The sequence below is a fragment of the Promicromonospora vindobonensis genome (genome assembly GCF_042685865.1).
Lineage (GTDB): Bacteria > Actinomycetota > Actinomycetes > Actinomycetales > Cellulomonadaceae > Promicromonospora > Promicromonospora vindobonensis.
Genome location: NZ_JBHUOG010000002.1, coordinates 2,538,764 through 2,561,128 on the forward strand (window position 1 = coordinate 2,538,764; position 22,365 = coordinate 2,561,128).

General features: G+C 71.7%; 21 protein-coding genes. 7 read left to right on the forward strand and 14 right to left on the reverse strand.

All coding sequences use genetic code 11. The features are described 5' to 3' along the window. Positions 1-2: 2 nt before the first annotated feature. From ACFS27_RS24625 to ACFS27_RS24635, 3 genes are read right to left on the reverse strand one after another with little or no spacing between them, the layout of a single operon-like run. Positions 3-920, reverse strand: coding sequence for a type II secretion system F family protein (locus ACFS27_RS24625; RefSeq protein ID WP_377188909.1), 918 nt, complete (start codon positions 918-920; stop codon positions 3-5). Continuing rightward, complete coding sequence (locus ACFS27_RS24630) at positions 917-1,774, reverse strand: type II secretion system F family protein (RefSeq protein ID WP_377188912.1); 858 nt, start codon at positions 1,772-1,774, stop codon at positions 917-919. Before ACFS27_RS24630 ends, ACFS27_RS24625 begins: the two co-directional genes overlap by 4 nt. Next, on the reverse strand, positions 1,774-3,108 hold the full coding sequence (locus ACFS27_RS24635) for a CpaF family protein (protein WP_377188915.1): 1,335 nt from the start codon (positions 3,106-3,108) through the stop codon (positions 1,774-1,776). Before ACFS27_RS24635 ends, ACFS27_RS24630 begins: the two co-directional genes overlap by 1 nt. A 179-nt stretch (positions 3,109-3,287) precedes the next feature. Between ACFS27_RS24635 and ACFS27_RS24640 the strand changes: the two genes are divergently transcribed. Continuing rightward, a complete protein-coding gene (locus tag ACFS27_RS24640) occupies positions 3,288-4,526 on the forward strand; it encodes an aminotransferase class I/II-fold pyridoxal phosphate-dependent enzyme (protein WP_377188917.1) in 1,239 nt (412 codons plus the stop codon). Positions 4,527-4,534: 8 nt separating this feature from the next. Here the strand turns inward: ACFS27_RS24640 and ACFS27_RS24645 are convergent, their stop codons facing one another. Beyond that, a complete protein-coding gene (locus tag ACFS27_RS24645; RefSeq protein WP_377188920.1) occupies positions 4,535-5,152 on the reverse strand; it encodes a LysE/ArgO family amino acid transporter in 618 nt (205 codons plus the stop codon). A gap of 90 nt (positions 5,153-5,242) precedes the next feature. Between ACFS27_RS24645 and ACFS27_RS24650 the strand changes: the two genes are divergently transcribed. Continuing rightward, on the forward strand, positions 5,243-6,142 hold the full coding sequence (locus ACFS27_RS24650; RefSeq protein WP_377188923.1) for a LysR family transcriptional regulator ArgP: 900 nt from the start codon (positions 5,243-5,245) through the stop codon (positions 6,140-6,142). 97 nt (positions 6,143-6,239) lie between these two features. Beyond that, the gene (locus tag ACFS27_RS24655) at positions 6,240-6,848 is read left to right on the forward strand and encodes a LysE/ArgO family amino acid transporter (protein WP_377188926.1); all 609 of its coding nucleotides are present in this window, start codon (positions 6,240-6,242) and stop codon (positions 6,846-6,848) included. 7 nt (positions 6,849-6,855) lie between these two features. On the opposite strand, the gene ACFS27_RS24660 is transcribed toward ACFS27_RS24655, so the two are convergent. From ACFS27_RS24660 to ACFS27_RS24675, 4 genes are all read right to left on the reverse strand, one after another. Continuing rightward, a complete protein-coding gene (locus ACFS27_RS24660) occupies positions 6,856-8,268 on the reverse strand; it encodes an LCP family protein (protein ID WP_377188929.1) in 1,413 nt (470 codons plus the stop codon). An 83-nt stretch (positions 8,269-8,351) separates the two neighbouring features. Further along, a complete protein-coding gene (locus tag ACFS27_RS24665; RefSeq protein WP_377188931.1) occupies positions 8,352-9,602 on the reverse strand; it encodes an LCP family protein in 1,251 nt (416 codons plus the stop codon). 52 nt (positions 9,603-9,654) lie between these two features. Further along, on the reverse strand, positions 9,655-11,901 hold the full coding sequence (locus tag ACFS27_RS24670; RefSeq protein WP_377188934.1) for an esterase-like activity of phytase family protein: 2,247 nt from the start codon (positions 11,899-11,901) through the stop codon (positions 9,655-9,657). Between the two features lie 64 nt (positions 11,902-11,965). Further along, entirely contained in the window at positions 11,966-13,225 is a 1,260-nt protein-coding gene (locus ACFS27_RS24675; protein WP_377188936.1) for a multidrug effflux MFS transporter, read from the reverse strand. A gap of 136 nt (positions 13,226-13,361) precedes the next feature. Here ACFS27_RS24675 and ACFS27_RS24680 point away from each other — a divergent pair, with 136 nt between their 5' ends. Further along, positions 13,362-14,117, forward strand: a complete 756-nt coding sequence (locus tag ACFS27_RS24680) for an SOS response-associated peptidase (RefSeq protein WP_377188939.1) — start codon at positions 13,362-13,364, stop codon at positions 14,115-14,117. Between the two features lie 88 nt (positions 14,118-14,205). Continuing rightward, a complete protein-coding gene (locus tag ACFS27_RS24685) occupies positions 14,206-15,363 on the forward strand; it encodes a PDDEXK nuclease domain-containing protein (protein WP_377188942.1) in 1,158 nt (385 codons plus the stop codon). Positions 15,364-15,366: 3 nt separating this feature from the next. Here the strand turns inward: ACFS27_RS24685 and ACFS27_RS24690 are convergent, their stop codons facing one another. Further along, positions 15,367-16,911, reverse strand: coding sequence for a hypothetical protein (locus ACFS27_RS24690; protein ID WP_377188945.1), 1,545 nt, complete (start codon positions 16,909-16,911; stop codon positions 15,367-15,369). Then, positions 16,908-17,837 (reverse strand): ABC transporter ATP-binding protein, encoded by a 930-nt coding sequence (locus ACFS27_RS24695; RefSeq protein ID WP_377188948.1) that lies wholly within the window; start codon positions 17,835-17,837, stop codon positions 16,908-16,910. The genes ACFS27_RS24690 and ACFS27_RS24695 overlap by 4 nt, the downstream gene beginning before the upstream one ends. Before the next feature lie 127 nt (positions 17,838-17,964). On the opposite strand from ACFS27_RS24695, the gene ACFS27_RS24700 reads away from it, so the two are divergent. Further along, positions 17,965-19,296, forward strand: a complete 1,332-nt coding sequence (locus ACFS27_RS24700) for a sensor histidine kinase (RefSeq protein WP_377188951.1) — start codon at positions 17,965-17,967, stop codon at positions 19,294-19,296. Continuing rightward, entirely contained in the window at positions 19,278-19,937 is a 660-nt protein-coding gene (locus ACFS27_RS24705) for a response regulator (protein ID WP_377188953.1), read from the forward strand. The genes ACFS27_RS24700 and ACFS27_RS24705 overlap by 19 nt, the downstream gene beginning before the upstream one ends. On the opposite strand, the gene aroA is transcribed toward ACFS27_RS24705, so the two are convergent. Genes aroA through ACFS27_RS24725 form a run of 4 tightly spaced genes read right to left on the reverse strand, consistent with a single transcriptional unit; the run spans position 19,913 to position 22,363 of the window. Then, positions 19,913-21,184 (reverse strand): 3-phosphoshikimate 1-carboxyvinyltransferase, encoded by a 1,272-nt coding sequence (gene aroA / locus ACFS27_RS24710; protein WP_377188956.1) that lies wholly within the window; start codon positions 21,182-21,184, stop codon positions 19,913-19,915. The two genes, ACFS27_RS24705 and aroA, sit on opposite strands and share 25 nt — an antisense overlap. A 58-nt stretch (positions 21,185-21,242) precedes the next feature. Continuing rightward, positions 21,243-21,914: an HAD family hydrolase gene (locus ACFS27_RS24715; protein WP_377188959.1), complete on the reverse strand. Its 672-nt coding sequence runs from the start codon at positions 21,912-21,914 to the stop codon at positions 21,243-21,245. Between the two features lie 12 nt (positions 21,915-21,926). Then, on the reverse strand, positions 21,927-22,244 hold the full coding sequence (locus ACFS27_RS24720) for an SDR family oxidoreductase (RefSeq protein ID WP_377188962.1): 318 nt from the start codon (positions 22,242-22,244) through the stop codon (positions 21,927-21,929). Continuing rightward, positions 22,241-22,363: a hypothetical protein gene (locus ACFS27_RS24725; RefSeq protein WP_377188965.1), complete on the reverse strand. Its 123-nt coding sequence runs from the start codon at positions 22,361-22,363 to the stop codon at positions 22,241-22,243. The genes ACFS27_RS24720 and ACFS27_RS24725 overlap by 4 nt, the downstream gene beginning before the upstream one ends. Positions 22,364-22,365 lie beyond the last annotated feature (2 nt).

A 22,365-nucleotide genomic window follows, 5' to 3' on the forward strand; every position in this document is an offset into this window, starting at 1 on the left:
TGTCAGAGCCCGATCCGAAGGGTGGCCAGGCTGGGGAAAACAGCGAAGACGACGGTGACCGGAAGCACCAGGAACACGACCGGGACCATCATCAGGATCTCCTTGCGACCGCCCGCCTCCAGGAGGGACCGGCGGCCGGCCTCACGGACGTCGTCGGCCTGCGCACGGAGTACTTCGGCCAGCGGCGTGCCGCGTTCGAGCGCCACCACGACGCCCTCGGCGAAGCGCGACAGGGGTGGCAGGCCCGACCGGTCCGCGAGCGCTGTGAGGGCCGCGGTCACGGGCGCGCCCGCCCGAACCTCTGCGACCATCCGCCTGATCTCGCCGGCCAGCTCACCGCGTGCCGTCGAGGCCACCCGTTCGAGCGCCGCCGGCGGGCTCTCCCCCGCTGCGACGGCCAGGGCCAGCAGCTCTGCGATGGTCGGCAGCTCTGCCAGCAGGCGCTCCTCGCGCCGCCGGACTCGGGCGGTGAGGGCCTGGTCGCATGCCACGTATCCGCATCCGCCCGCGACGACGACCAGCATCACCAGCGGGATCACCGCCGCTCCGCGCGTCGCCGCGAGCAGCAGCGCGAGGCCGAGCCCCGCGGCCAGGCCCGCGACCGTCCACACGACCTGCCGGGCCCGGAAATGGTCCGCCGACTCGGCGGACCCAGCGCGGTCGAGCCTGCGCCGCAGCTCCTCACGCGGTGAGCCGAACCGCTCGAGGCGCGCGCCGACGTCGTGCAGGCCGAGCAGGCGGACCACCGCCGAGGTGCGGCTGACCTCCCGCAGCAGGGTCGAGGTGGCCGAGCGCGGACGCAGGTACGGCGCGAGCCGCTCGTCGAGGGTGACGGCACGCGCCCGCAGCCGGGCCAGCACGATGAGCAGCCCGAGCGCGACGCCGAGGCCGGCGAGGGCCCCTGCCGCCCATCCCGTCACCGCAGAACCCTTCGCTCGGCGGGCAGCCTGCCGATCCGCAGCATCACCCGGTAGGCGACCAGTGCGCAGAGCCCACCGGTGACCAGCACAGCGATGCCGGTGGGCGAGTCGTAGGCGTTGGCCGTCTCCGGACGCGTCGAGAGCAGGGCGAGCACCACCCACGGTCCGGCCACCGCGACGCGGGCGCCGTTCACCGTCCAGCTCTGGCGTGCCTCCAGCTCGCCGCGCGTGGCGGCGTCCTCCCGCAGAAACCCGCTGAGGGTGCGCAGCAAGCGGCCGAGGTCCTGCCCGCCGACCTCGCGGGTGAGGCGCAGGGCCTCCACGATGCGGTCGGCCACCGGGTCGGCGAGCCGTTCCTTGAGCGCGTCGAGCGCGTCCCCGAACCGGCCGCCGGCCCGGTAGTCCTGCGCGAACCGGCTGAACGGCTCGCGCAGCTCCGCCGGGCCGCGATACCCGAGCTGCGCGACAGCCTCCGGCAGGGACAGCCCGGCTCGCACGCCGGAGGCGAGGTGGTCCACCACCTCGGGCCACACGTCCCGCAGCGCGCGACGGCGGCGCCGTGCCCGGGCGCGCACCAGCACGACGGGCCCCGGCGCGGCCAGCACGGCGAAGCACGCCGCGATGGCCGGCGAACGGGTCAGCGCGAGGCCGAGCAGCAGGGTCACCACGCCGAGTGCTGCACAGGCTCCGACGAGCATCCCCGGCGTGACGGAGGGCGCGCCGGCCTGGGTCAGCAGGTCGCTGGTGCGCATCTGCCAGGTCACCCGTCCCGCCGTCCGCGGCGTCGGGGTCCAGAACGACCACCAGACGCAGAACGCGCCGACGCCCAGGAGCAGGCCTACCACCACGCCCATCAGCGAGCCGTCCAGGGGCCGGCGCCCGCGCGGGGGCCAGCACCCGCCCAGGGGCCGACGGGAGCCGGACGGGTTCCGACCGGGACGGCCCGTGGGTCCGCGAGCAGCGCCCGCACGTCGAACCCTGCTCGCTCGAACCGGTCCTCGCCGGGCGGCATCCCGTCGCCGCGCCGCAGGTCGCCGTCGGCGTCCCGGTCGAAGATCCCGGCCGTCTCGATGCGGCCCTCCTCGACGCGGCCGGTCACCGCCACGATCTCGCGCACCTGGCGCCGCACGACCCCGTCGGCGGTGCGGCTCAGGCCGAGGTGCACCACGAGGTCCACCGCCGAGGCGACGGTGGGGACCACGAACCGGTCGGACACGTTCTCACCTGCCAGCAGCGGAAGCGTGGTCATCTTTGCCACCGCCTCGCGCGCCGTGTTGGCGTGCAGCGTGCACATGCCGGGGATTCCGCTGTTCAGCGCGATGAGCAGGTCGAACGCCTCTGCTTCGCGGACCTCGCCGATCACTATCCGGTCCGGACGCATCCGCAGTGCCTCCTTGACCAGGCGGCGCAGCGGTACCTCCCCGGTGCCCTCGAGGCTCGGCGGGCGGGTCTGGAGCGCCACGTGGTCGCGGACCGGGAGACGCAGCTCCCAGACCTCCTCGGCCGAGATGACCCGCTCCGACCCGGGGATCGACCCCGCCAGGGCGTTCAGCATCGTCGTCTTGCCCGCCTGGGTCTGGCCGGACACCAGCACGTTCAGCCCCGCCCGCACCGCCGCGTCGAGGAACGTAGCGGCCTGGGCGGTCAGCGAGCCGAGCCGCACCATGTCCGCGAGCGAGTGCGCTCGCACCACGTGCTTGCGGATGTTCACCGCAAAGTGATTCCGCGTGATGTCAGGGATGACGACGTGCAGCCGTTCCCCTCCGGGCAGGCGGGCGTCGACGAACGGGCTGGACAGGTCGAGCCGCCGCCCGGAGGTCTTGAGCATCCGCTCCACCAGGTCGCGGACCTGCTCGGCGGTCAGGACCGTGCTGGTCAGCTCCGGTACACCCCGCCGCGCGACGTACACATGGGTCGGAGCGTTGAGCCAGACCTCCTCGATGTCCGGGTCGTCGAGGTAGGGCTGCAGCGGGCCGAAGCCGCCGACGGCGTCCGTCACCGCCCGGACCGCGGCGGCCGGATCCGCGAGCGGCGGCACCACGCCGACGCTCGCCCGCGTCGCGTAGTCGCCCACCGCGTCGGTGACCAGGCTCGACAATCCCGCCCGGTCACCGATCGGGTCCAAACCCCTGCGCCGCACCAGCTCGCGCACCTCGCGCTCGAGGATGCGCGCCCCCTCTTCGCCCATGGCCGACAACGCTATGGCCAAATGTTCACCTTCGCAGAGCGCCCTGTGGATAACTTTCCCCAAGGGCCGGAGTTATCCACCACATCCACAGGGTTGTCCACAAACGCGCAGGTAAAGAGGGTTGTCCGGGATGCCTGAGATGAACTCCCGGTGGACGCGCGATGGATATCGTCGTCCCCATGAGCTCCCTCCATTCACCCGGCCGCGGCCGGGACCGCTGGCAGGACACCGCGAGCGCGGCGGGCCTCCTCGCCGACGACGGCGGTGTCGCCGTCACGATCTTCGCCGAGATGTCGGCCTTCGCCGCTCGCACGGGTGCGATCAACCTCGGCCAGGGGTTTCCCGACGTCGACGGCCCTGAGTACATCAAGCAGGCCGCGATCCGGGCCATCGAGGAGGGACGCAACCAGTACGCGCCGGGCGACGGCGTGCCGGAGCTGCGCTTGGCGATCGCGGACCACCAGAAGCGGCACTACGGACTGGACGTCGACCCGGACACCGAGGTGCTCGTGACCACCGGCGCCACCGAGGCGTTGACCGCCTCCGTCCTGGCACTGACCAGGGCGGGCGACGAGGTGCTCACGCTGGAGCCGTACTACGACTCCCACGCGGCCGCGATCGGCATGTCCGGGGCTACGCACGTCACGGCGCCGCTGCTGCCCGGCCCTGACGGGTTCCGGCTCGACGTCGACGCGCTCCGGGCGGCCGCCTCACCCCGCCTGCGGATGATCCTGCTCAACTCCCCGCACAACCCGACCGGGGCCGTGCTCACCCGGGACGAGCTCGCTGCCGTCGCCGCCGTCGCCAAGGAGCGCGACGCGATAGTCGTCACCGACGAGGTCTACGAGCGCCTCACGTTCGGCGCCGAGCACATCCCGATCGCCACGCTCCCGGGTATGGCCGAGCGGACGCTGACCATCTCGTCGTCGGGCAAGACGTTCTCGTTCACCGGCTGGAAGGTGGGCTGGTTGCACGGGCCCGCCGAGCTGGTCACTGCGGTGCGGGCCGTCAAGCAGTTCCTCACCTACACCTCGGGGGCGCCGTTCCAGCCCGCCATCGCGCAGGCCCTGGCCGACGACGACACCCCGCGCGCCCTGGCCGCATCCCTCACCGGTCGCCGGGACCTCCTGTGCGAGGGCCTGGAGGCAGCGGGCTTCACGGTCACCCGCCCGGCCGGCACCTACTTCGTGATGGCCGACAGCTCCGCCCTGCTCGGCCGGCTCGGCCTGCGCGACGGCGTGGAGCTCTCCCGACGGCTGCCCGAGCTGGCCGGCGTGGTGGCGATCCCCGCGTCGGCGTTCTGCCGCGCGGGCTCGCCGACGGCAGCGGCGCTGGCGGGACATCTGCGCTTCACGTTCGTGAAGCGCGAGGAGGTGCTGCGCGAGGCCGTCGGGCGGCTGGCCGGCCTCCGCGGCTGATCCAGTCGCTACCCCGCGAGCAGCGAGACCGCCACGGCGAGCATGATCAGGGCGATCACACCGTCGAGCACCCGCCAGGCGTTCGGGCGCCGCAGCACGGGGGCGAGCAGTCGCGCGCCGTACGCCAGGGCGGCGAACCACGCGACGCTCGAGATCATCGCGCCGGCGGTGAACCACCAGCGGGCGTCCCCGTACGTGGCGGCGACCGAGCCCTGCAGCACCACCGTGTCGAGGTACACGTGCGGGTTGAGCCAGGTGAGCGCGAGCGTGGTGAGCACCACGGGCTTGAGCCTGCGGCCCGGGCTGTCGCCCAGCGCGCCGTCCTCGGCCGCCGCGAGCGCCGTGGAGCCCCGTACGGCGCGTACGGCGGACATCGCCCCGTACCCGAGCACGACGGCGGCACCTAGCCAGCGGAGCACCACCACGGCGTCGGGCCACCGCTCGACGAGAGGACCGAATCCCGCGCCGCCCGCCGCGTACAGCACGGCGTCGGACACCGCGCAGATCACCGCGACGACCCCCAGGTGCTCACGGCGGAGGCCCTGTCGCAGCACGAAGGCGTTCTGTGCGCCGATGGCGACGATGAGCGAGAGGCCGAATCCGAGTCCGGCGAGCAGAGCGAGCATGGCCTCACGCTAGGCAGCGCAGTGTCCTGAAGACCAGTTCATGTTTCTGACCCTGCGTAAGCAGAACTGAAGATCGGCCACACTGGACTCATGCGATGGGACTCCCGCCAGCTCGAGGCGTTGGCCGCCGTGGTCACCGAGGGCTCGTTCGACGCAGCGGCCCGGACACTGCACGTGACCCCGTCGGCGGTCAGCCAGCGCATCCGCGCGCTGGAGAACGCGGCGGGCAGCGTGCTGGTGCGGCGCGCCCGACCGGTGGTCGCCACGGCGCCCGGCCAGGCCCTGCTACGGCTCGCCCGGCAGACGGACCTGCTCGGCGCCGAGGTCGCCGTGGAGCTCGGGGCGGACGACGCCGGGGCGCCGGACGGCCTCGTCACGGTGCCGCTGGCGGTCAGCGCGGACTCGCTGGCCACGTGGGTGCTGCCCGCCCTGGCTCAGGTCGACGGTGCCACCTTCGACCTGCACCGCGCCGACGACACCCGCACCGCCGACCTGCTTCGCGAGGGGGTCGTGATGGCGGCGGTCACCTCGCAGACCGCACAGGTGCAGGGGTGCCGCAGCACGCCGCTCGGGATCATGCGGTACCGCCCGGCCTGCACCCGCGCCTTCGCGCGGCGCTGGTTCCCCGACGGCCCGACGCCGGCGGCCCTTGGCGCGGCGCCCGTCGTCGTCTTCGACCGGACCGACGACCTGCAGGACATGTACCTGCGCGAGCACGCACCACGGGCGAGGCCGCCGAGGCACCACGTCCCGAGCACCGTCGAGTACGAGGAGACCATCCGGCTCGGCCTCGGCTGGGGCATGCTGCTGGACCGCCCCACGATCGGCGGGCTCGAGGAGGGGACCGGCGGCGGCATCGCGCTGCTGGAGCCCGATGCCGTCCTCGACATCCCGCTCCACCTGCAGCAGTGGAAGCTCCGCTCCACCGTGCTCGACCGGGTGACGGCCGCGCTGCGAAAAGAAGCAACACGGAGGCTGCTGCCCGCGTGAAATATGGACATACCCCCATCATTAACCCTGATTCAGTCCTCCCGCACTTCCGAATCATGAAGCGGACATCCGCTGTCCGACTTCCTACCGTTCAGTCATGCTTTCCGCCCTTGCCGGCATGGCCTTCGGCCTCTCGCTCATCGTCGCCGTCGGGGCGCAGAACATCTTCGTCCTTCGCCAGGGACTGCGCCGGGAGCACGTGGGGCTGGTGGCCGGCATCTGCGCCGTCAGCGACTTCGTGCTCATCTCGGCGGGGGTCGGCGGGCTCGGCACCCTGATCCAGAGCGCGCCGCTCGTGGTCGAGATCGCGCGGTGGGCGGGCGCCGCCGTCGTGCTGGTCTACGGCGGCATGGCGGGATACCGCGCCGTGAAGGGCCAGCGCGTGGTCATGGGGCGCCACAGCATGACCAACCGCACGGTGGGCGCCGCCGTCGCGACGACCCTCACCCTGACCTGGCTGAACCCCCACGTCTACCTCGACACCGTCGTCCTGGTGGGCGGGCTCGCCGCGACGCACGGCGACGACCGGTGGTGGTTCGGGCTCGGCGCGTGCGTCGCCAGCACCACGTGGTTCGTCGCGCTCGGCTACGGGGCGCGCTACCTCGCGCCCCTGCTCGAGAAGCCCGGTGCGTGGCGGGTCCTCGACTCGGTCGTCGCGCTGACCATGCTGCTCGTGGCGGCATCACTGATCCTCGGCGGCGCCTGAGAGTCGGTCAGGCGCAGACGCCGTCGAGCAGCACCTCCGGGCTCGGGCTCGGCTTCGGCTTCGCCGGCTCCTCCGCGGTGCCGCCGTCGGCCGTGCCGGCCTCGTCCGCGGCCTCCCCGGTCTCGTCGGTCGCCGCGCCGGTGTCACCGGTACCCGCGTCGCCCTCGCCCTCTGCGCCGGCACCCTCGTCGCTCGCCTCGGTGCCCTCGTCGGCCGAGCCCTCCTGAGGCTGCCCGCTTCCGCTGGGTGCGTTCGACGGCTCCGCATCGGGCAGCACCACGCTGTCCGGCGGGGTGTCCGTCGCCATGCGCTCGAAGATCTCGGTGGCCTCCGGCTGCCACGCGAGGCCGCTCGCGGTGCCCTCTGTGGTGTCGTACACCGGGACCTTCGACATGATGATGTTCCGCTGGTTGATCTCCCGCAGCGACCACGCGAGTCCCGCGACCTTGCCCGGGTTGGCGATGTCCGGGTCAGCGCTCAGCGAGCCGAGCGCCGCGTTGATCAGCCGGAAGGTCTTGGTCGGGTCGGCGAGCGTCTCGGCGGACAGGATCTGCCGCAGCGTCGCGTTGATGAACGCCTGCTGCCGCTCCATCCGCGTGATGTCGCTGCCCATCTCGAGCCCCATACCTGTGCCCTTGCGCACCCGGAGGAACTGGATGGCGGTCTTGCCGTCGAGCCGGCTCTCGCCGGCCGGCAGGTCGATACGGGCTGACGCGGGGTCCCCGTGCAGTGGCTCGGGCAGGCACAGCTTCACGCCGTTGATGGCGTCGACGACGTCGATCACCCCGTTCATCTTCACCACCGCGTGGTTCGTCACCGTCACGCCGGTCATGGCGTTGACCGTGTTGATGGTGCACGCGGCAGCATGCTTCATCGACGTGCCGCCACTGCCGACCTCGAAGGACGCGTTGAACTTGTCGCGGTAGGGCGACGACTGGCTGCCGTCGGGGAGCGTGCAGGACGGTACGTCGACGAACGTGTCACGGGGGATGGAGGCGATCTCGATCCACTGCCGGTCCGCCGAGATGTGCACGAGCATCGTCGTGTCCGACCGCATGCCGCTGACCGACCCGCCGATGTCGGCGTTCGTGCCGTCTCGGATGTCCGTGCCCATCAGCAGCAGGTTGACCGGCTCGTCCTTGAACGGGTCCGACGGGTCCTTCGGCTCGACCTGCTCGGCCACCAGCCCGTCCAGGTCCTGGATCTCGATCTGCGAGATGGCGTTGTGATACGCCGTCGCCGCCGCGGCGGAGCCGAAGGCCATCGCGCCGACGACACCCATCGTGATGCCACGGAACAAGAACATCTTGCGCCAGCTGCGGACGTGACGGGGCTGCCGTTCGCCCGATCGCGCGTGCCGGGGTACGCCTCGCAGTACCTCGCCGACAGGTCGGACCGCCGTCCAGAAGTCAGTCGCCACGCACCGGAGACTAGGGCCTCATTGCGTCAATCGTGTAACTAAGTCCAGCCGTTCCCAGGCGATATTCAGGCCACGTTTCGGGTTCAGTCCGCGCAGACGCCCGGCAGCCGCGACGGCGACGGAGACGCGTCGGCGGTGCTCGACGGCGCAGTGCCGCCCTCCGTGCCAGTCTCCACGTCCCCCTCGGCGCCGCCGGCCGGCGCCGGCGAGTCTCCCGACGATTCACCCGCTCCCTGACCGCTCCCGCTGCCCGACGGCGACGCCGACGACTCGTCTTCCGGCGGGGGCTCGTCGGCCGCCATCCGCTCCCAGATCGCCGCCGCGTCCTCGGTCCAGACCACCCGGTTGGCGTCGGTCGGGGCGGCGGCCACCGGCAGCTCGGTGAACACGATCTCGGCCGGGTCGATGTTCCGGATGCTGTAGGCAAGGCCGGCGAGCGCCGCCGGGTCGGCGAGGCCGGGGTCGGCGGAGATGGCGCGCAGGACCGCCTGGATGGTGCGGTACAGCCGCGGCGAGCTGGTCAGGACGTTCTGGTCCAGCACCTGGCGCACCAGCGCGTCCACGAACGCCTGCTGTCGTGCGATGCGTGTCAGGTCGCTGCCCTGCTCGAGACCCAGGCCGGTGCCGTGCCGGGCCCGCAGGAAGCTGATGGCCTCGCGGCCGTCGAGGGTCTGCTCGCCGGCCGGCAGCTCGAACCGCCCGTATGCCGGGTCCTGCACGAGCGGCTCGGGCAGGCACATGCGCACCCCGCCGAGCGCGTCGACCACGTCGACCACGCCGTCCATCTGCACCACCATGTGGTTGGTGACGGGGACGCCGGTGAGGCTCTGCACCGCCGAGATCGTGCACGCGGCGGCATAGGTGAGGTCCTCCTGTGCGCCGCCGCCGATCGTGAACGCGCTGTTGAACATTCCGGAGGTGGCGCCGGACTCGGTGCCGTCGGGCAGCTTGCAGGACGGGATCTCGACGAGCGAGTCGCGCGGGATGGAGACCACCTCGATCCGCGACCGGTCCCCCGAGATGTGCACCAGCATCGTGGTGTCGGAGCGCATCCCACCGTCGCCTGCGCCGGCGATCTCGGTGTTCTCGCCGCCACGCAGGTCGGTACCGAGCACGAGGATGTTGAGGCTGCGGCCGGTGAAGGGGTCGTCCGGGTCCGCCGACGGCGTCGGGCCCTGGACGAGGCCGGACACGTCGCTCACCCCGATCTGCTGCTTCAGGTCGAGGTAGGCGACGGCGCCACCGGCGGCCACGAGGGCGAGCACGCCGACGACGAAGAGCGCCGCGGCTCGCGCGACGCGATGACTTCGCTGGGTATGGACGTGCCGGGGCACATGCGGAGCATAGGCACGTACCCCGGCCCGGGGCCTCTTAAGAACTCGCTGGTCAGCTCACCGCGGCGACGCCGAGGTCCGGGTTGTCCGTGAAGAAGCCGTCCAGGCCCGCCTCCATGAACACCTGCACCTCGCCCACCATGTCGCCGATCCCGTTCGGGTCGTTCGACGAGCGGAAGTCCGCCGCGAGGAACTGGTTCTCCCGCCGGAACGTCCAGGTGTGCACCTCGAGGCCGACGTCGTGCGCGTCGGCGATCACGGGGCTCGGGGCGGCCAGCGTGCCGTCGGCGTTGCGCGGGATCAGCACGTTCTTCTCGGCGCCGATGCCGTCGGCGTAGGCAGCGACGTCGGCGAGACCCTCGGCGGTGACCATGTCCGCGTAGGTGCGCGGGTCGCCGTCGGCCACGAAGTCGTAGGGCGCGCCGCTGTTGCTGACGAGCTGGCCGAGTCGCACGTCCGTCATCGTGTCGAGGTCCTGCAGGTTGCTCACCTCGAAGGACTGGACGATCACGGGGGCGTCCGCGTGGTCGAAGCCGTTCCGCCGCAGCTCGGCGACCAGCGGCTCCTCCAGGGACAGGCCCACGCCGTCGAAGTAGGTGGGGTGCTTGGTCTCCGGGTAGACGCCGACGGGCGCCCCGTCGCAGGTGCGGCTGTTGCGGGCCAGGTCGAGGACCTCGTCGAGCGTCGGGATCTGGTAGAGCCCGTCGAACGGCGTGTTCTGGGGGCGGACCTGCGGCAGGCGCTCCTTGGCCCGCAGGGTGCGGAGCTCGGCGAGCGTGAAGTCCTCGGTGAACCAGCCTGTGATCCGCGTGCCGTCGATCGTCTTGGTGGCGCGGCGGTCCGCGAACTCCGGGTGGGCGGCGACGTCCGTCGTGCCGCCGATCTCGTTCTCGTGGCGGGCGACCAGCACGCCGTCCTTGGTGGAGACCACGTCCGGCTCGATGTAGTCGACGCACTGGTTGATGGCGGTCTCGTACGCGGCGAGCGTGTGCTCCGGCCGGTAGCCGGACGCCCCACGGTGCCCGACGACGGTGACGCCGTCGTCGGTGACGCGCTTCTTCTTCAGGTCCACGAGGGCCATCTCGGTGTCGTCCGGCGTGCCGGTGACCCGCGCGTCGTTGCCAGGGTAGTTGTTGTCGTTGCCGATCAGCAGCGTGTCGCGGTCGACGAACAGGACGGTCTCGAAGGACTGCACCGGCAGGCTGAACGTGTCGCCGAGACCGTAGCCCTCCCCTGCGTCGATGCCGCGGGGGTTCTCGATCCGCAGCGCGTCCACGACGAGCTCCTTGCGGACGTAGCCGTCCCGGTCCGTGCGGCTCAGGTCGATCTCGTACACCCGCTTGATCACCGACTGGTCGCCCTCGAAGTCGTCCCGCTCGATGAGCAGCATCGAGTCGCGGCCGGTGGCGAAGGCATCGCCGATCACGTCGGCCTCGCGGTCCGTCTGGTACGCCCAGCGCTGGCCCGTGTACTCGCCCTTGCGGGTGTCGAACTGGTAGATCCAGCGGCGACGGGGGTCGTCGTCGTCCGCCAGCGCGCCCTCGACCACCGGGTAGAGGTACCGGCCGCTGCCCGCCATGGCCTCGAAGCCGCGGCTGCTGCCGACGTTGGGCGTCTCGCCCGGCTCCAGGTAGGGGTTGGCGGGCGACCTGCCGTCGGGGAACTCGTACGGGGCCTCCAGCAGCGTGCCGTCGGCGTCGAAGTGCAGCAGGAACGGGCCGAACTCCTCGCCCACCCACAGCGTGCCGTCCTTGGCCCGGACCACCGACTCGATGTCGAAGTCGGCTCCCGTCAGGAGCCGGTCCTCGGTGTCCTCGTTGACGATGTCGAAGTCGAGCACGTCGTCGCGGTCGTTGTACTCGATGAAGTCGAGCACCTTGATGTCGCCGGAGCCCTTGCGGCCGGTGTCCCACTGCGGGCGCACCAGGTAGTTGCGCAGCAGGAAGTCGGCGGAGTTGCCCTTGGCCCCGAAGCCGTTGTCCGGCTGGGCCCAGAAGGTCCCGTCGTGGTTGTCGATCATCGCGGAGAAGCCGGGGATCACCTGGCCGTCCCACGGCCCCTGCCGCCCGTTGCCGGGGCTCGCCGCGGCGCCCGACGGCGGACCGTCGGCCAGGTAGTCGGCCGACAGCGTGGCGCGACCGGCCAGGGTGGCGGCGAGGTGGGAGCCGCCGTGGTGCTCAGGCCCCTGGCCGGGACCGTGCTGGGGCGCTGCGACGGCGACGGCCGCGGGGAGCAGCAGCGCTGCTGCTGCCGCGGCGGCCACCGCGCGCGAGGCGCGGGTACGCATGGGTGTGCTCATGCGTGCGAGCAAAGACCGCGGAGCCGACATCCCGGTGAATCCAGCCCGAAGCACGGGTGAACACTCAGATCGGCGTGTGCCAGCCGCCCTTGCGGTAGGCCGGGGTGGCCGAGGCGAGCACGACGAACGCGGTCACGCCGGCGCCGAGCATCACCGACGACATGGCGACCGTGTCGCTGCCGAGCAGGCCGACGATCGGCGAGACCAGGCCGGCCAGCAGCGACTGCACCGCACCGATCATCGCGGCCGACGTGCCGGCGATCTCGCCGTGCCGGGACAGCGCGAGGGCCGAGGCGTTGGCGGGGATGAGGCCCTGGAACGCGAGCACGAGCCACAGCGCGACCAGCAGGCCGATCAGGCCACCGAGCTGCGTCACCGCGACCACGACCAGCAGCACGGACATCACCACCTGCGCCACGAGGGCGCTACGCAGCAGCCGGATGGGCGCGACCCGCCGGACCAGCGACGCGTTGACCTGCGCGGACAGCACGAGACCGAGCCCGTTGACGGCGAACAGGAGCGAGAACTGCCCGTGCGTGAGGCCGTAGCCCTGCTGGAACACGAACGGGGAGCCCACCACGTAGCTCATGACCACGCCCATGCCGAGGCCGGGGATCAGCGCGAGCGCCATGAAGTGCCGGTCACGGAGCAGCGTGCGGTAGCCGCGGAGCACCGAGGACGCCCCGCCGGTCGTGCGGCGGGCCACCGGGTTGGTCTCCGGCATCACGAAGAACACGATGACCGCGAGCGCGGCACCGATCAGGGCGAGCACCACGAAGATCCAGCGCCAGGCGAACGCTTCCAGCACGATCGAGCCGAGGGACGGCGCGAGCATCGGCGCCACGCCGATCACGAGCATGAGGCGCGAGAGGATGCGGGCGGCCTCCGCGCCGACGAAGCGGTCGCGCACGGTGGCCATCGCTGCGACGCTCGCCGCCGAGTTGAAGAAACCCTGCACGAGGCGCAGCCCGATGAGCATGTACATGTCGTCGACGACGGCGCACGCGAGGGAGACCAGGACGTGCATCCCGATGCCGATCATCAGCGGCAGACGGCGGCCGAAGCGGTCCGTCAGCGGGCCGATGACGAGCTGGCCGAGCGCACCACCGACGAGCATGCAGGAGACGGTGAGCTGGGCGAGCGCGTCGGACCCACCGAGGTCTGCGGCGACCTGCGGGAGCGCGGGGAGATACATGTCGACGGTGAGGGCGGGCAGGCACGCCAGCGCACCGAGCATGATCACCCACTTGAGGGCCGATCGAGGCGACGGAGCGCGGCGTCCGGGCGTGGCTGAGGGCACGCCCGACGGCGCTTCGGATGGCATGGGCACGATCCTATCGAATCGATACGACGGTGGACAGGGTGATTTGGGTCTCTCACGATAAATTTTGCCCCTGTTCACCGTCGCCCGCGGTTCGGGGTCGACCGCGAGTGTCGGTGGCTCGGGGCATGCTGGTCCCATGTGCGGACGCTTCGCCTCCTTCACGGAGACCCAGGACCTCGCCGACCAGCTCGCCATCGCCGAGCTCGCCGAGGACGCGCGGTTGCTGCCACCGTCGTGGAACGTGGCACCGACCGACCCGGTACGGATCGTCGTCGAGCGGGCGGCGCGCGACTCCGCAGAGGTGACCCGATCGATGCGGCTGGCTCGCTGGGGGCTCGTGCCGTCCTGGGCCAAGGATCCCGGGGTGGGGGCCCGCATGATCAACGCACGTTCCGAGACGCTCCTCGACAAGCCGGCGTTCGCCAAGCCGTTCGCGGCACGCCGCTGCCTCGTGCTCGCCGACGGCTATTACGAGTGGCGCAAGCTGGCGCTGCCCGCCGCCGGCTCGACGAAGGTCGCGAAGCAGCCGTACTGGATCCACCCCTCGGACTCCGGCGTGGCGGCCTTCGCCGGCCTCTACGAGTTCTGGCGCAACCCGGCGGCGAGCGAGACCGACCCCGACCGCTGGCTGGTGACGGCCACGGTGGTGACCCGCCCGGCGTCGGACCGCATGGCCCCCATCCACGACCGCATGCCGCTCGTGCTGCCGCGGGAGACCTGGGACGCATGGCTGGATCCGGCCGTCCGGGACGCGTCGGACCTGCTTCAGGTCGACCATGCGCCGCTGACGACGCGTCCGGTGGGCGACGCCGTCGGCTCGGTCCGGAACGACGGGCCGGAGCTCATCGAGGCGGACCCGGAGCCGAGAGACCCGGAGCCGGTGCTGGTTTGATAGGCACAGAAAGGGCCGATCGGTCCCAGGTCGTTGCGTATACGCAATGTAGCGAGCACATGCCAGGGTTCCTCTATACGCTTGACCTATGACCATTGAGACCGACGATGCCGGTGTGCCCAAGGGCTACAACGAGTTCATCGCGGACCTGAAGCAGCGGGTCCGGACCACACAATTCCGCGCGGTGCGCGCCGCCAACACCCAGGTGCTGCGGTTGTACTGGTCCGTCGGCCGCGACATTCTCGACCGCCAGAAGGACGAGGGCTGGGGCGCCAAGGTGGTGGACCAGATCTCGACTGATATGCGACGTGAGTTCCCGGACCAGAGAGGGTGGACCCGCCGCAACCTCATGTACATGAAGGCACTTGCGTCTGCCTGGCCGACGGTTGACGAGTTTGTGCCACAGGCTGTGGCACAAATTCCTTGGGGACACGTCCGGGTCATCCTCGACAAGCTCACGACCCGCCAGGACAGGGAGTGGTACGCCGCCAAGGCAGTCGAGAACGGCTGGTCCCGTGCCAGCCTCGAGTTCGAGATCAAGATGGACCTGAAGAGCCGTCTGGGCTCCGCTCCGTCCAACTTCTCGACGACTCTCGAAACTGCCGACTCCGACCTCGCGCAGCAGGCCGTCAAGGACTCCTACGTCTTCGAGCACCTGGATCCCGGGAAACAGATCGCGGAACGTGACCGCGAGCAGGCGCTCATGGATCGCATACAGGCCACGCTGCTGGAGCTCGGTCGCGATATGGCGTTCGTCGGGCGGCAGTTCCGGATCGAGGTGGGCGGTGACGAGTTCTTCGTCGACCTGCTCTTCTTCCACGTCACCCAGCTGCGCTACGTCGTCGTCGAGCTGAAGGTCGGCAAGTTCCAGCCCGCCCACATGGGCCAGATCGGCACCTATGTCGCGATGGTCGACGGCGAGGTCCGTGACCCGAACGTGCATGCCAAGACCGTCGGCATCCTGCTGTGCACCGAGCGCAACGGAGCCACACTCGACTACGCGCTCGCGAGCACCGCCTCCCCCGTCGCAGTGGCACTCTACGAGGGCCTGACGCCGCAGCAACGCGCCGGGCTACCTCAGCCGGAGGAGCTGGAAGCCGTCATCGACGAGGAGATCCGGGCCCACGAACCACTTGTCACGGCGCTTCCGGTGGGCGACGCCGTCGGCTCGGTCCGGAACGACGGGCCGGAGCTCATCGAGGCGGACCCGGAGCCGAGAGACCCGGAGCCGGTGGATGTCCGGTAGGCCTCAGCGGGCGCCGTGCCGCGCTTCGCGGACGGCGGCGGCAGCGAGCAGTGCGACAGCGGCCGCAGCACCGACGGCGGCCACAGGTGGTCCGGCGAGCTGGTCGCCCTGTCGGACGACGCCCATGACGTCGGCGGCGGCGATCCCGTTGACCATCAGGTACCAGAGGGCCACGTAGACCACCTGGAACGGCCGCGGACTCCGGCTCAGGGTGCCCAGCCCGATGGCGAGGGCGGGGATGAAGCCGACGGCTCCCAGCCAAGCGCCCGTGCCGAGCACGTCCCCGGCCAGGACCAGGTGGATCAGTGGCCCGAGCCCGCACAGGGCGGTGACCACCACCCCGGCGCCCCACTCGGCGACGAGCCGGCGACGCCGAGCAGGCAGAGCGGTCAGCAGCGGCCCCATGTCGTGCTCGGTCGCGAAGCTGCCCAGCCGGGACCAGATCAGCACAGGCCAGATCCACGCGAGGAGCAGGGTGCCGCGCGCGTCGATGCCGGCGCCGAGGAGGGCGACCACCGTGATCCCCGCCAGCCCGAGCCACCACCACAGCGGTTGGCCGGTGAGCAGGAGGCGCGTCTCGCCGACCACGAGGCGCAGGGTCCCGCCGCCGCGGACGGCCGGCGGGGTGAGTCTGGCGCTCCGCGCGAACATCGGTGCAGGGACGGCAGCCGGAAGCTCGGGCGGGGCCGGGACCGCTCTGCTGCGGTGGAGCGACCGCGACGGGTCGAAGCGACCGAACCACAGCGCGGGGACGAGCGCCACGGCGAGCGCGACGAGGAGGAAGCCTGCCTGCTGACCGAACAGCTCACCGGAGGCGTGGTTCCCGGTCCAGGTGAAGATCCCCAGGCCGTTCTCCTCCCCGGTGACCCCGATCGAGACCTCGGTACCCGCGCCAGGGTGCTGTGCTGCGACATCGGCCCGCATGCTGTCGGTGACCCCGGCCAGCCCCGCGGAGAACCAGCCCACGAACAGGGCGCCGAACCCGAAGAACCAGGCGATGTTGCCGAGGCCGCCACGCAGGAAGCCGATCGTCTCGAAGAGCAGCGCTGCCGCGGCACTGACGGCGAGCACCGGCAGGCACAGCAGGAGGAACGGGGCCCATAGCGCCAGCAGGTCGACGGAGGCGGACTCGCCGCGGATCAGCTGCATGACGGGCGCGGTCAGCGCCAGTGCTCCGGCCATCGCGAACAGGAACATCAGGTTCGCCACGAACTTGCCGGCCAGGTAGGCGGTGGTACGAAGGCGAGTGGTCGCCAGCAGCTCACCGACACCGCTGGTCGAGTCCCGCGCCACCGCCGTCCGCACGGCGTAGAACCCGATCCAGGACAGCCACAGGGCGCCCACCATGGCCATCATGGTGCCGAGGTACGCACTGTCGTAGAGGCCGCGGAACGCCCCGACCTTGACCATCGTGTAGCCGGCCGCCGCCGGGGGCGCGGCCAGGTACCCGACGCCGACAGCGACCAGGAGGCAGACGGTGAACACCGGCCGGCGGGCCCGGTCCCTGAAGTCGGCAACGGCGACCGACCAGACCGTGCGCGGGCTCACCGGGCCACCGCGGACGTCGCGATACGCCCGGCGGACCGCACGATCCGGACGTAGGCGTCCTCCAGGTCGGGCGGCACCGCGACGGCCCCGTGCGCCGGTGCCTCGGGATGCAGCACACGGACCCGGACCCCGTCGGGGGTGCGGACCGCGCGCGTGACCTCGTATCGGTCTCGTAGCGCGGACAGGTCCGCCGCCTGGACCACGAGCTCCCACACCTGACCGTCCGCCGCACGGACCAGGTCACCGGGTGGGCCCCGGTGCAGGAGCCTCCCGCCGGCGAGGATCGCGAGGTCGTCGGCGACAGCCTCGACGTCGGGCACGATGTGCGTGGACAGGATGACGACCCGGTCGGAGCCGAGGTCACCCAGGAGGTTGCGGAACCGCATGCGCTCCTCGGGGTCCAGGCCGACGGTCGGCTCGTCGACGATGAGCAGCAGGGGGTCGTTGAGCAGGGCCTGCGCGATGCCGACCCGCTGGCGCATCCCACCGGAGAACTTCCCCAGCGGACGCCTGCCCACATCGGCGAGGTTGACCAGGTTCAGCAGCTCCTGCACACGCGCCCGGGCCGACCGGCCCGACAGCCCCTTGGCGGCGGCCAGGTAGTGCAGGAACTCGGGCGCCGACAGGTTGGGGTAGACCCCGAAGTCCTGCGGCAGGTAGCCGAGGACGCGGCGCAGACCGTCGGGGTGCCGCGCGACGTCGACGCCGTCCCAGGTGACGGTGCCCGCAGTGGGCCGGGTGATCGTGGCGAGGACCCGCATGAGGGACGACTTCCCGGCGCCGTTCGGACCGAGTAGGCCCAGGACGCCGGGACCCACCCGGAGGCTCACGTCGTCCACGGCGCGATGCCCTTCGCGGTAGGTCTTGATGACGCGGTTGATGTCGAGCTGCACGAGGGACTCCAGTCGGACGAAGGCGTTGCGCACCAGCCAACAGGGGGCTGCGGCCCCGGTCACGACCACCAGCGGGCACATCGGGGGTAGGCGTAGCACTACCGCGGCACTATGGGTGGACCGCTGGGCCGGGCCCGGCCCGGCGCCCTACCGTTGGGGCGTGCCGCCCCCCTCACCCAGGTCCGTCCTGCAGGCGGTCACGAGCCGCCGGTTCCTCGTCTCGGCCTGGCCGTGGCGAGCTCTCGCGTACGCCCTGACGACGCCGCTGGTCGTGGCGTCGGCGGCGGTGCCGATCGGCCTGGTCACCCTGCCGTGGCTGGTGCTCGTCGCGCAGGTCGCGGGCGGTGCTGCGCCGTCCTGGCCAGCTGCGCTGGCGTTCTTCCTGTCCGGTGCCGCGCTGACCGCTGCGCTGGGTCCGCTCATCGCGCTCCCGCTCGCGAACCTCGAGCGCGCCCGGCTGCGCCTGGTGGCCGACGACGTCCCGGCCGGCGGGCACCGCCAGCTCCCCCGGGCAGCGCCGAGCGAGTGGCTGCGCGCGCGGTACGCCGAGCCCGCCGCCTGGCGCGAGCTCGTGTACGCGGCGCTCTCCGTCACCCTTGTCCCCTGCCTCTACGTGGCGACGGCGGTGCTGACCACCGGTGCGGCCGTCATGACGGTGAGCCCTGCGCTGGCCGCGAGCGGCGACCAGGTGGCACTCGGCTTCGTCACCGTCACGACGCCGACGGCGGCGATCCCGTACGCGCTGCTCGGACTCGTGCTGCTGGTCACGACCCCCTACCAGCTGGCGGTCGTGACCGGTGCACACTGCATGCTCGCCCGCGCGCTGCTGTGCGGACCCGAGCCGGAGGTCCTGCGCGCCCGCCTGGTCGAGGTCACGCGCTCCCGCGCCCGGCTGGTGGACGCCTTCGAGGCCGAACGCATCCGCATCGAGCGTGACCTGCACGACGGCGCGCAGGCGCGGGTCGTGAGCCTGGCGATGAAGCTCGGCACCGCCCGCATGGACCTGCCGCAGGGATCGCCGGCCGCCCAGTCCGTGGCAGAGGCGCACGAACAGGCCAAGGAGCTCATGAGCGAGCTGCGCCGTTTCGTCCGGGGCATCCACCCACGGGTGCTGGCGGACCGTGGCCTTGCACCGGCGCTCGACGAGCTGGCCGACGACGCCGCGGTGCCGGTCGAACTGACGACGCACCTGCACGGCCACCTCCCCGCACAGGTGGAGGCGGCCGCGTACTTCGCAGCGGCGGAGGCGCTGACCAACATCGCCAAGCACGCCCACGCCACCACGGCGACCCTGACCGCGCGGGTAACAGACGGGCTGCTGGTGCTCGAGACCACCGACGACGGCAGGGGCGGGGCCGACCCGGCCAACGGCTCCGGCCTGGCGGGTCTGGCCGACCGGGTGGCGGCCGTGGAGGGCAGAATGCTCCTGTCCAGCCCCGTCGGCGGACCGACCGTCATCCGAGTGGAGATCCCGTGCAGCCCGTCCGAGTAGTCCTCGCCGAGGACGGCGTGCTGCTGCGCGAGGGCCTCCTCGATCTCCTCACCCGGCTCGGGTTCGACGTGGTCGCCGCGGTCGGGGACGCCGACTCGCTCGTCGCCGCGACCACGAAGCATCGGCCCGACCTGGTCGTGACCGACGTCCGGATGCCCCCCGGGCACTCCGACGAGGGCCTGCGCGCCGCCGTCTCGCTCCGCAGGGCGCTGCCTGGCCTCGCCGTCGTCGCCCTGAGCCAGTACGTCGAGTACGGTTACGCGGGCGACCTCCTCGACTCGGGCGACGGACGCCACGTCGGCTACCTCCTGAAGGACCGTGTCGTGGACGTCGAGGAGTTCGCGGCCACGTTGCGGCACATCGTCGACGGAGGCACCGTGGTCGACCCCGAGGTGGTGCGCCGTCTGGTCCGCCGCCGGCGCGACCCGCTGACACGCCTCACACCCCGGGAGCGCGAGGTGCTCGGTCTGATCGCGGAGGGCCGGTCCAACAACGCCATCGCCGCGCGCCTCGTCATCACGGAGGCCGCCGTCGGCAAGCACGTCGGCAGCATCCTCGCCAAGCTCGACCTGCCACCGGACGACGACTCCAACCGACGCGTGCTGGCGGTCCTCACCTACCTCCGCGCCGCCGCCACGTAGCGCTGTCCCCCTGCGCCACCGAACGAGCGCTGCACGTCGGCGAGCACGGTGTGGAAGGTCGGGAAGGTCTTCTTCACGCACTGCGGGTCGTCCAGCGTCGTACCCGGGGTCCGCAGCCCTGCGACCGCGAACGCCATCGCGATCCGGTGGTCGCCGAAGCAACGCACCTCTGCGGGGCGCGGGGTGCCCGGCTGGATCTCGATCCAGTCGGGCCCGGTGTCGACCTGCACGCCCATGGCCCGGAGGTTCGTCGCGCACGCGTCGAGACGGTCGCACTCCTTGACCCGGGTATTGGCGACGTCGACGATCCGCGTGGGGCCGTCGGCGAAGGGCGCGATCGCCGCGAGCGTCGGCATGGTGTCCGAGACGTCGCGCATGTTGACCGTGATCCCGCTCAGCTTCCCCGTCCCGGTCACCGTCGTCGAGCCCGCCCGCTTCTCGACGTGGGCGCCCATGCGGGCGAGGACGTCGACGAAGGCGAAGTCGCCCTGCAACACCCCCGGTCCGAGCCCCGGCACCGTGATCGACTCCCCGAGAAGTGCCGCCGCCGCGAAGAAGTAGCTCGCGGAGGACGCGTCCGGCTCGATCTCGTAGCGTCCGGCCCGGTAGGTGCCCGGCTCGACCCGATAGGTTCGCCCCTCCTGGACGACGTCGATCCCGAACGCGTGCATCATCGCGGTCGTGATCGCGACATATGGCTCCGACACGAGGTCGGTCACCTCGACCGTCAACCCGTCACGCATGAGGGGACCGGCCAGGAGCAGCGCCGTGAGGAACTGCGAGGACGTCCCGGCGTCGAGGCGAACCCGTCCGCCGGCGAGACCCGTGGCGTGCACGGTCATGGGGTGGTGGTCGCCCTCGCCACCGAACTCCAGGACCGACCCCAGCTCGCGCAGCGCCCGGGTGAGCGGGGCCATCGGACGGCGCCGCATCTGCGCCGAGGAGTCGAACCCGTAGCGGCCGCTACCAGTGGCCGCGAGGACCGGCAGGAAGCGCGATGTCGTCGCACCGTCCCGGGTGAACACGTCGGCGAGCTCGAACGGCGGGCCTGCGGGTGCACCGTCGATGCTCCACTCCGAGGTTCCCTGCTCGACCCGGTACCCGAGCGCACCGAGCCCTTCGACGAAGGCCTCCGTGTCGTCGGAGGCCAGGGGTCTCACCAGGGTGGAACGCCCGTGCGCTGCTGCCGCGAGGAACAGCGCCCGCGCGGTGATCGACTTCGAACCGGGGATCTCGACGACAGTCACGTGCCGACCGTAGCGACCCACCGCGCCGTGGGCGCGGCACGGTCACCCAGCGAACGGGCTACGTCGCGGGCAGCAGCTCGTCCAGCGTCCGGATCCGGCGTTCGACCTCCGGGTACCGGTCGTGTCGGTCCAGCAGCACGGCGCCCAGTCCGGCGTCGAGCGGGCCCTGGTAGTCCTTCTCCACGTCGTTCCCCACCATCAGCACGTCGCCCGGCGCGACGCCGAGGATCTCGCACGCGGCGGCGTACGCGCGGGGGTCGGGCTTGCCCGCAGGTAGGTCGTCGGACGCGACGACGACGTCGAGGTGCTCGGCCAGGCCCGTGCGGTCGAGCTTGAGCCGCTGGTGGGCGGCGTCGCCGTTGGTCAGCAGCGCGACGACGAGGCCGGCGTCGCGCACCCGGCGCAGGGCGGGCACGGCGTCGTCGAACGCGGTCCAGGCGCGCTCGTAGCGCGTCAGGTACCCGGTGAAGAGCTCGTCGGCCTCGTCGTCGGTGGCGTCGGCGCCCAGGAACTCACGCACCCGGACCCGCCGCTGCCCGGCGAACGTGATCTCGCGCCGCTGGTAGCGCCCGTAGGCGTCCTCCGCGATGATGCCCCACGCGGTGACCAGCTCATCCAGGTCGTCGAGGTCAAGACCCAGCTCGGGCAACCAGCCGAGGAGCGCCGCGCGCGAGGCGCCCTCCTGGTCCACGAGTGTGTCGTCGAGATCGAAGAGAACGACTTTCAGCACGTTCGCATCGTGTCATACACCTACGCCCCCGCCCGTCAGCCCGACCACCTGACCGTTGACGGCGGTGTTGGCCACCGAGCCGAGCCAGACGACGGCGGTCGCCACCTCGGACGCGTCCAGCAGCCGGCCGAGCGGTGACCGATCCGCGTACAGCGCTCCCACCTGGTCGACGATGTGGGTGTTGGTGGCCGTCCTGGTCAGCCCCAGCAGCGCCACGTTGGAGAGCAGGTCGCCGTCCCGCCCGAGCGAGTGCGCGACCGACCGGCTGAAGCCGTGCAGTGCCGCCTTCGCCGCTGTGTAGTACTCGCCGCCTGCCACGCCGTCGGTCACGAGCGGATCAGGGCGGTCCACTCCTCGTCGGGCACGGTGTCGAAGGGCTGTATGTCGCCCCAGGCCACGGCGTTGTTGACCAGCACGTCCACGCGGCCGGTGGCTTCGATGGCGGCCACGA

What these genes read in the sequence shown, in the direction of transcription:
- ACFS27_RS24630 (WP_377188912.1), bottom strand. Translation starts at nt 1,774, where the DNA reads ATGGGCGTGGTGGTAGGCCTGCTCCTGGGCGTCGGCGCGTTCTGCGTC.
- ACFS27_RS24635 (WP_377188915.1), bottom strand. Translation starts at nt 3,108, where the DNA reads ATGGGCGAAGAGGGGGCGCGCATCCTCGAGCGCGAGGTGCGCGAGCTG.
- ACFS27_RS24640 (WP_377188917.1), top strand. Translation starts at nt 3,288, where the DNA reads ATGAGCTCCCTCCATTCACCCGGCCGCGGCCGGGACCGCTGGCAGGAC.
- ACFS27_RS24645 (WP_377188920.1), bottom strand. Translation starts at nt 5,152, where the DNA reads ATGCTCGCTCTGCTCGCCGGACTCGGATTCGGCCTCTCGCTCATCGTC.
- ACFS27_RS24650 (WP_377188923.1), top strand. Translation starts at nt 5,243, where the DNA reads ATGCGATGGGACTCCCGCCAGCTCGAGGCGTTGGCCGCCGTGGTCACC.
- ACFS27_RS24655 (WP_377188926.1), top strand. Translation starts at nt 6,240, where the DNA reads ATGCTTTCCGCCCTTGCCGGCATGGCCTTCGGCCTCTCGCTCATCGTC.
- ACFS27_RS24670 (WP_377188934.1), bottom strand. Translation starts at nt 11,901, where the DNA reads ATGAGCACACCCATGCGTACCCGCGCCTCGCGCGCGGTGGCCGCCGCG.
- ACFS27_RS24675 (WP_377188936.1), bottom strand. Translation starts at nt 13,225, where the DNA reads ATGCCATCCGAAGCGCCGTCGGGCGTGCCCTCAGCCACGCCCGGACGC.
- ACFS27_RS24680 (WP_377188939.1), top strand. Translation starts at nt 13,362, where the DNA reads ATGTGCGGACGCTTCGCCTCCTTCACGGAGACCCAGGACCTCGCCGAC.
- ACFS27_RS24685 (WP_377188942.1), top strand. Translation starts at nt 14,206, where the DNA reads ATGACCATTGAGACCGACGATGCCGGTGTGCCCAAGGGCTACAACGAG.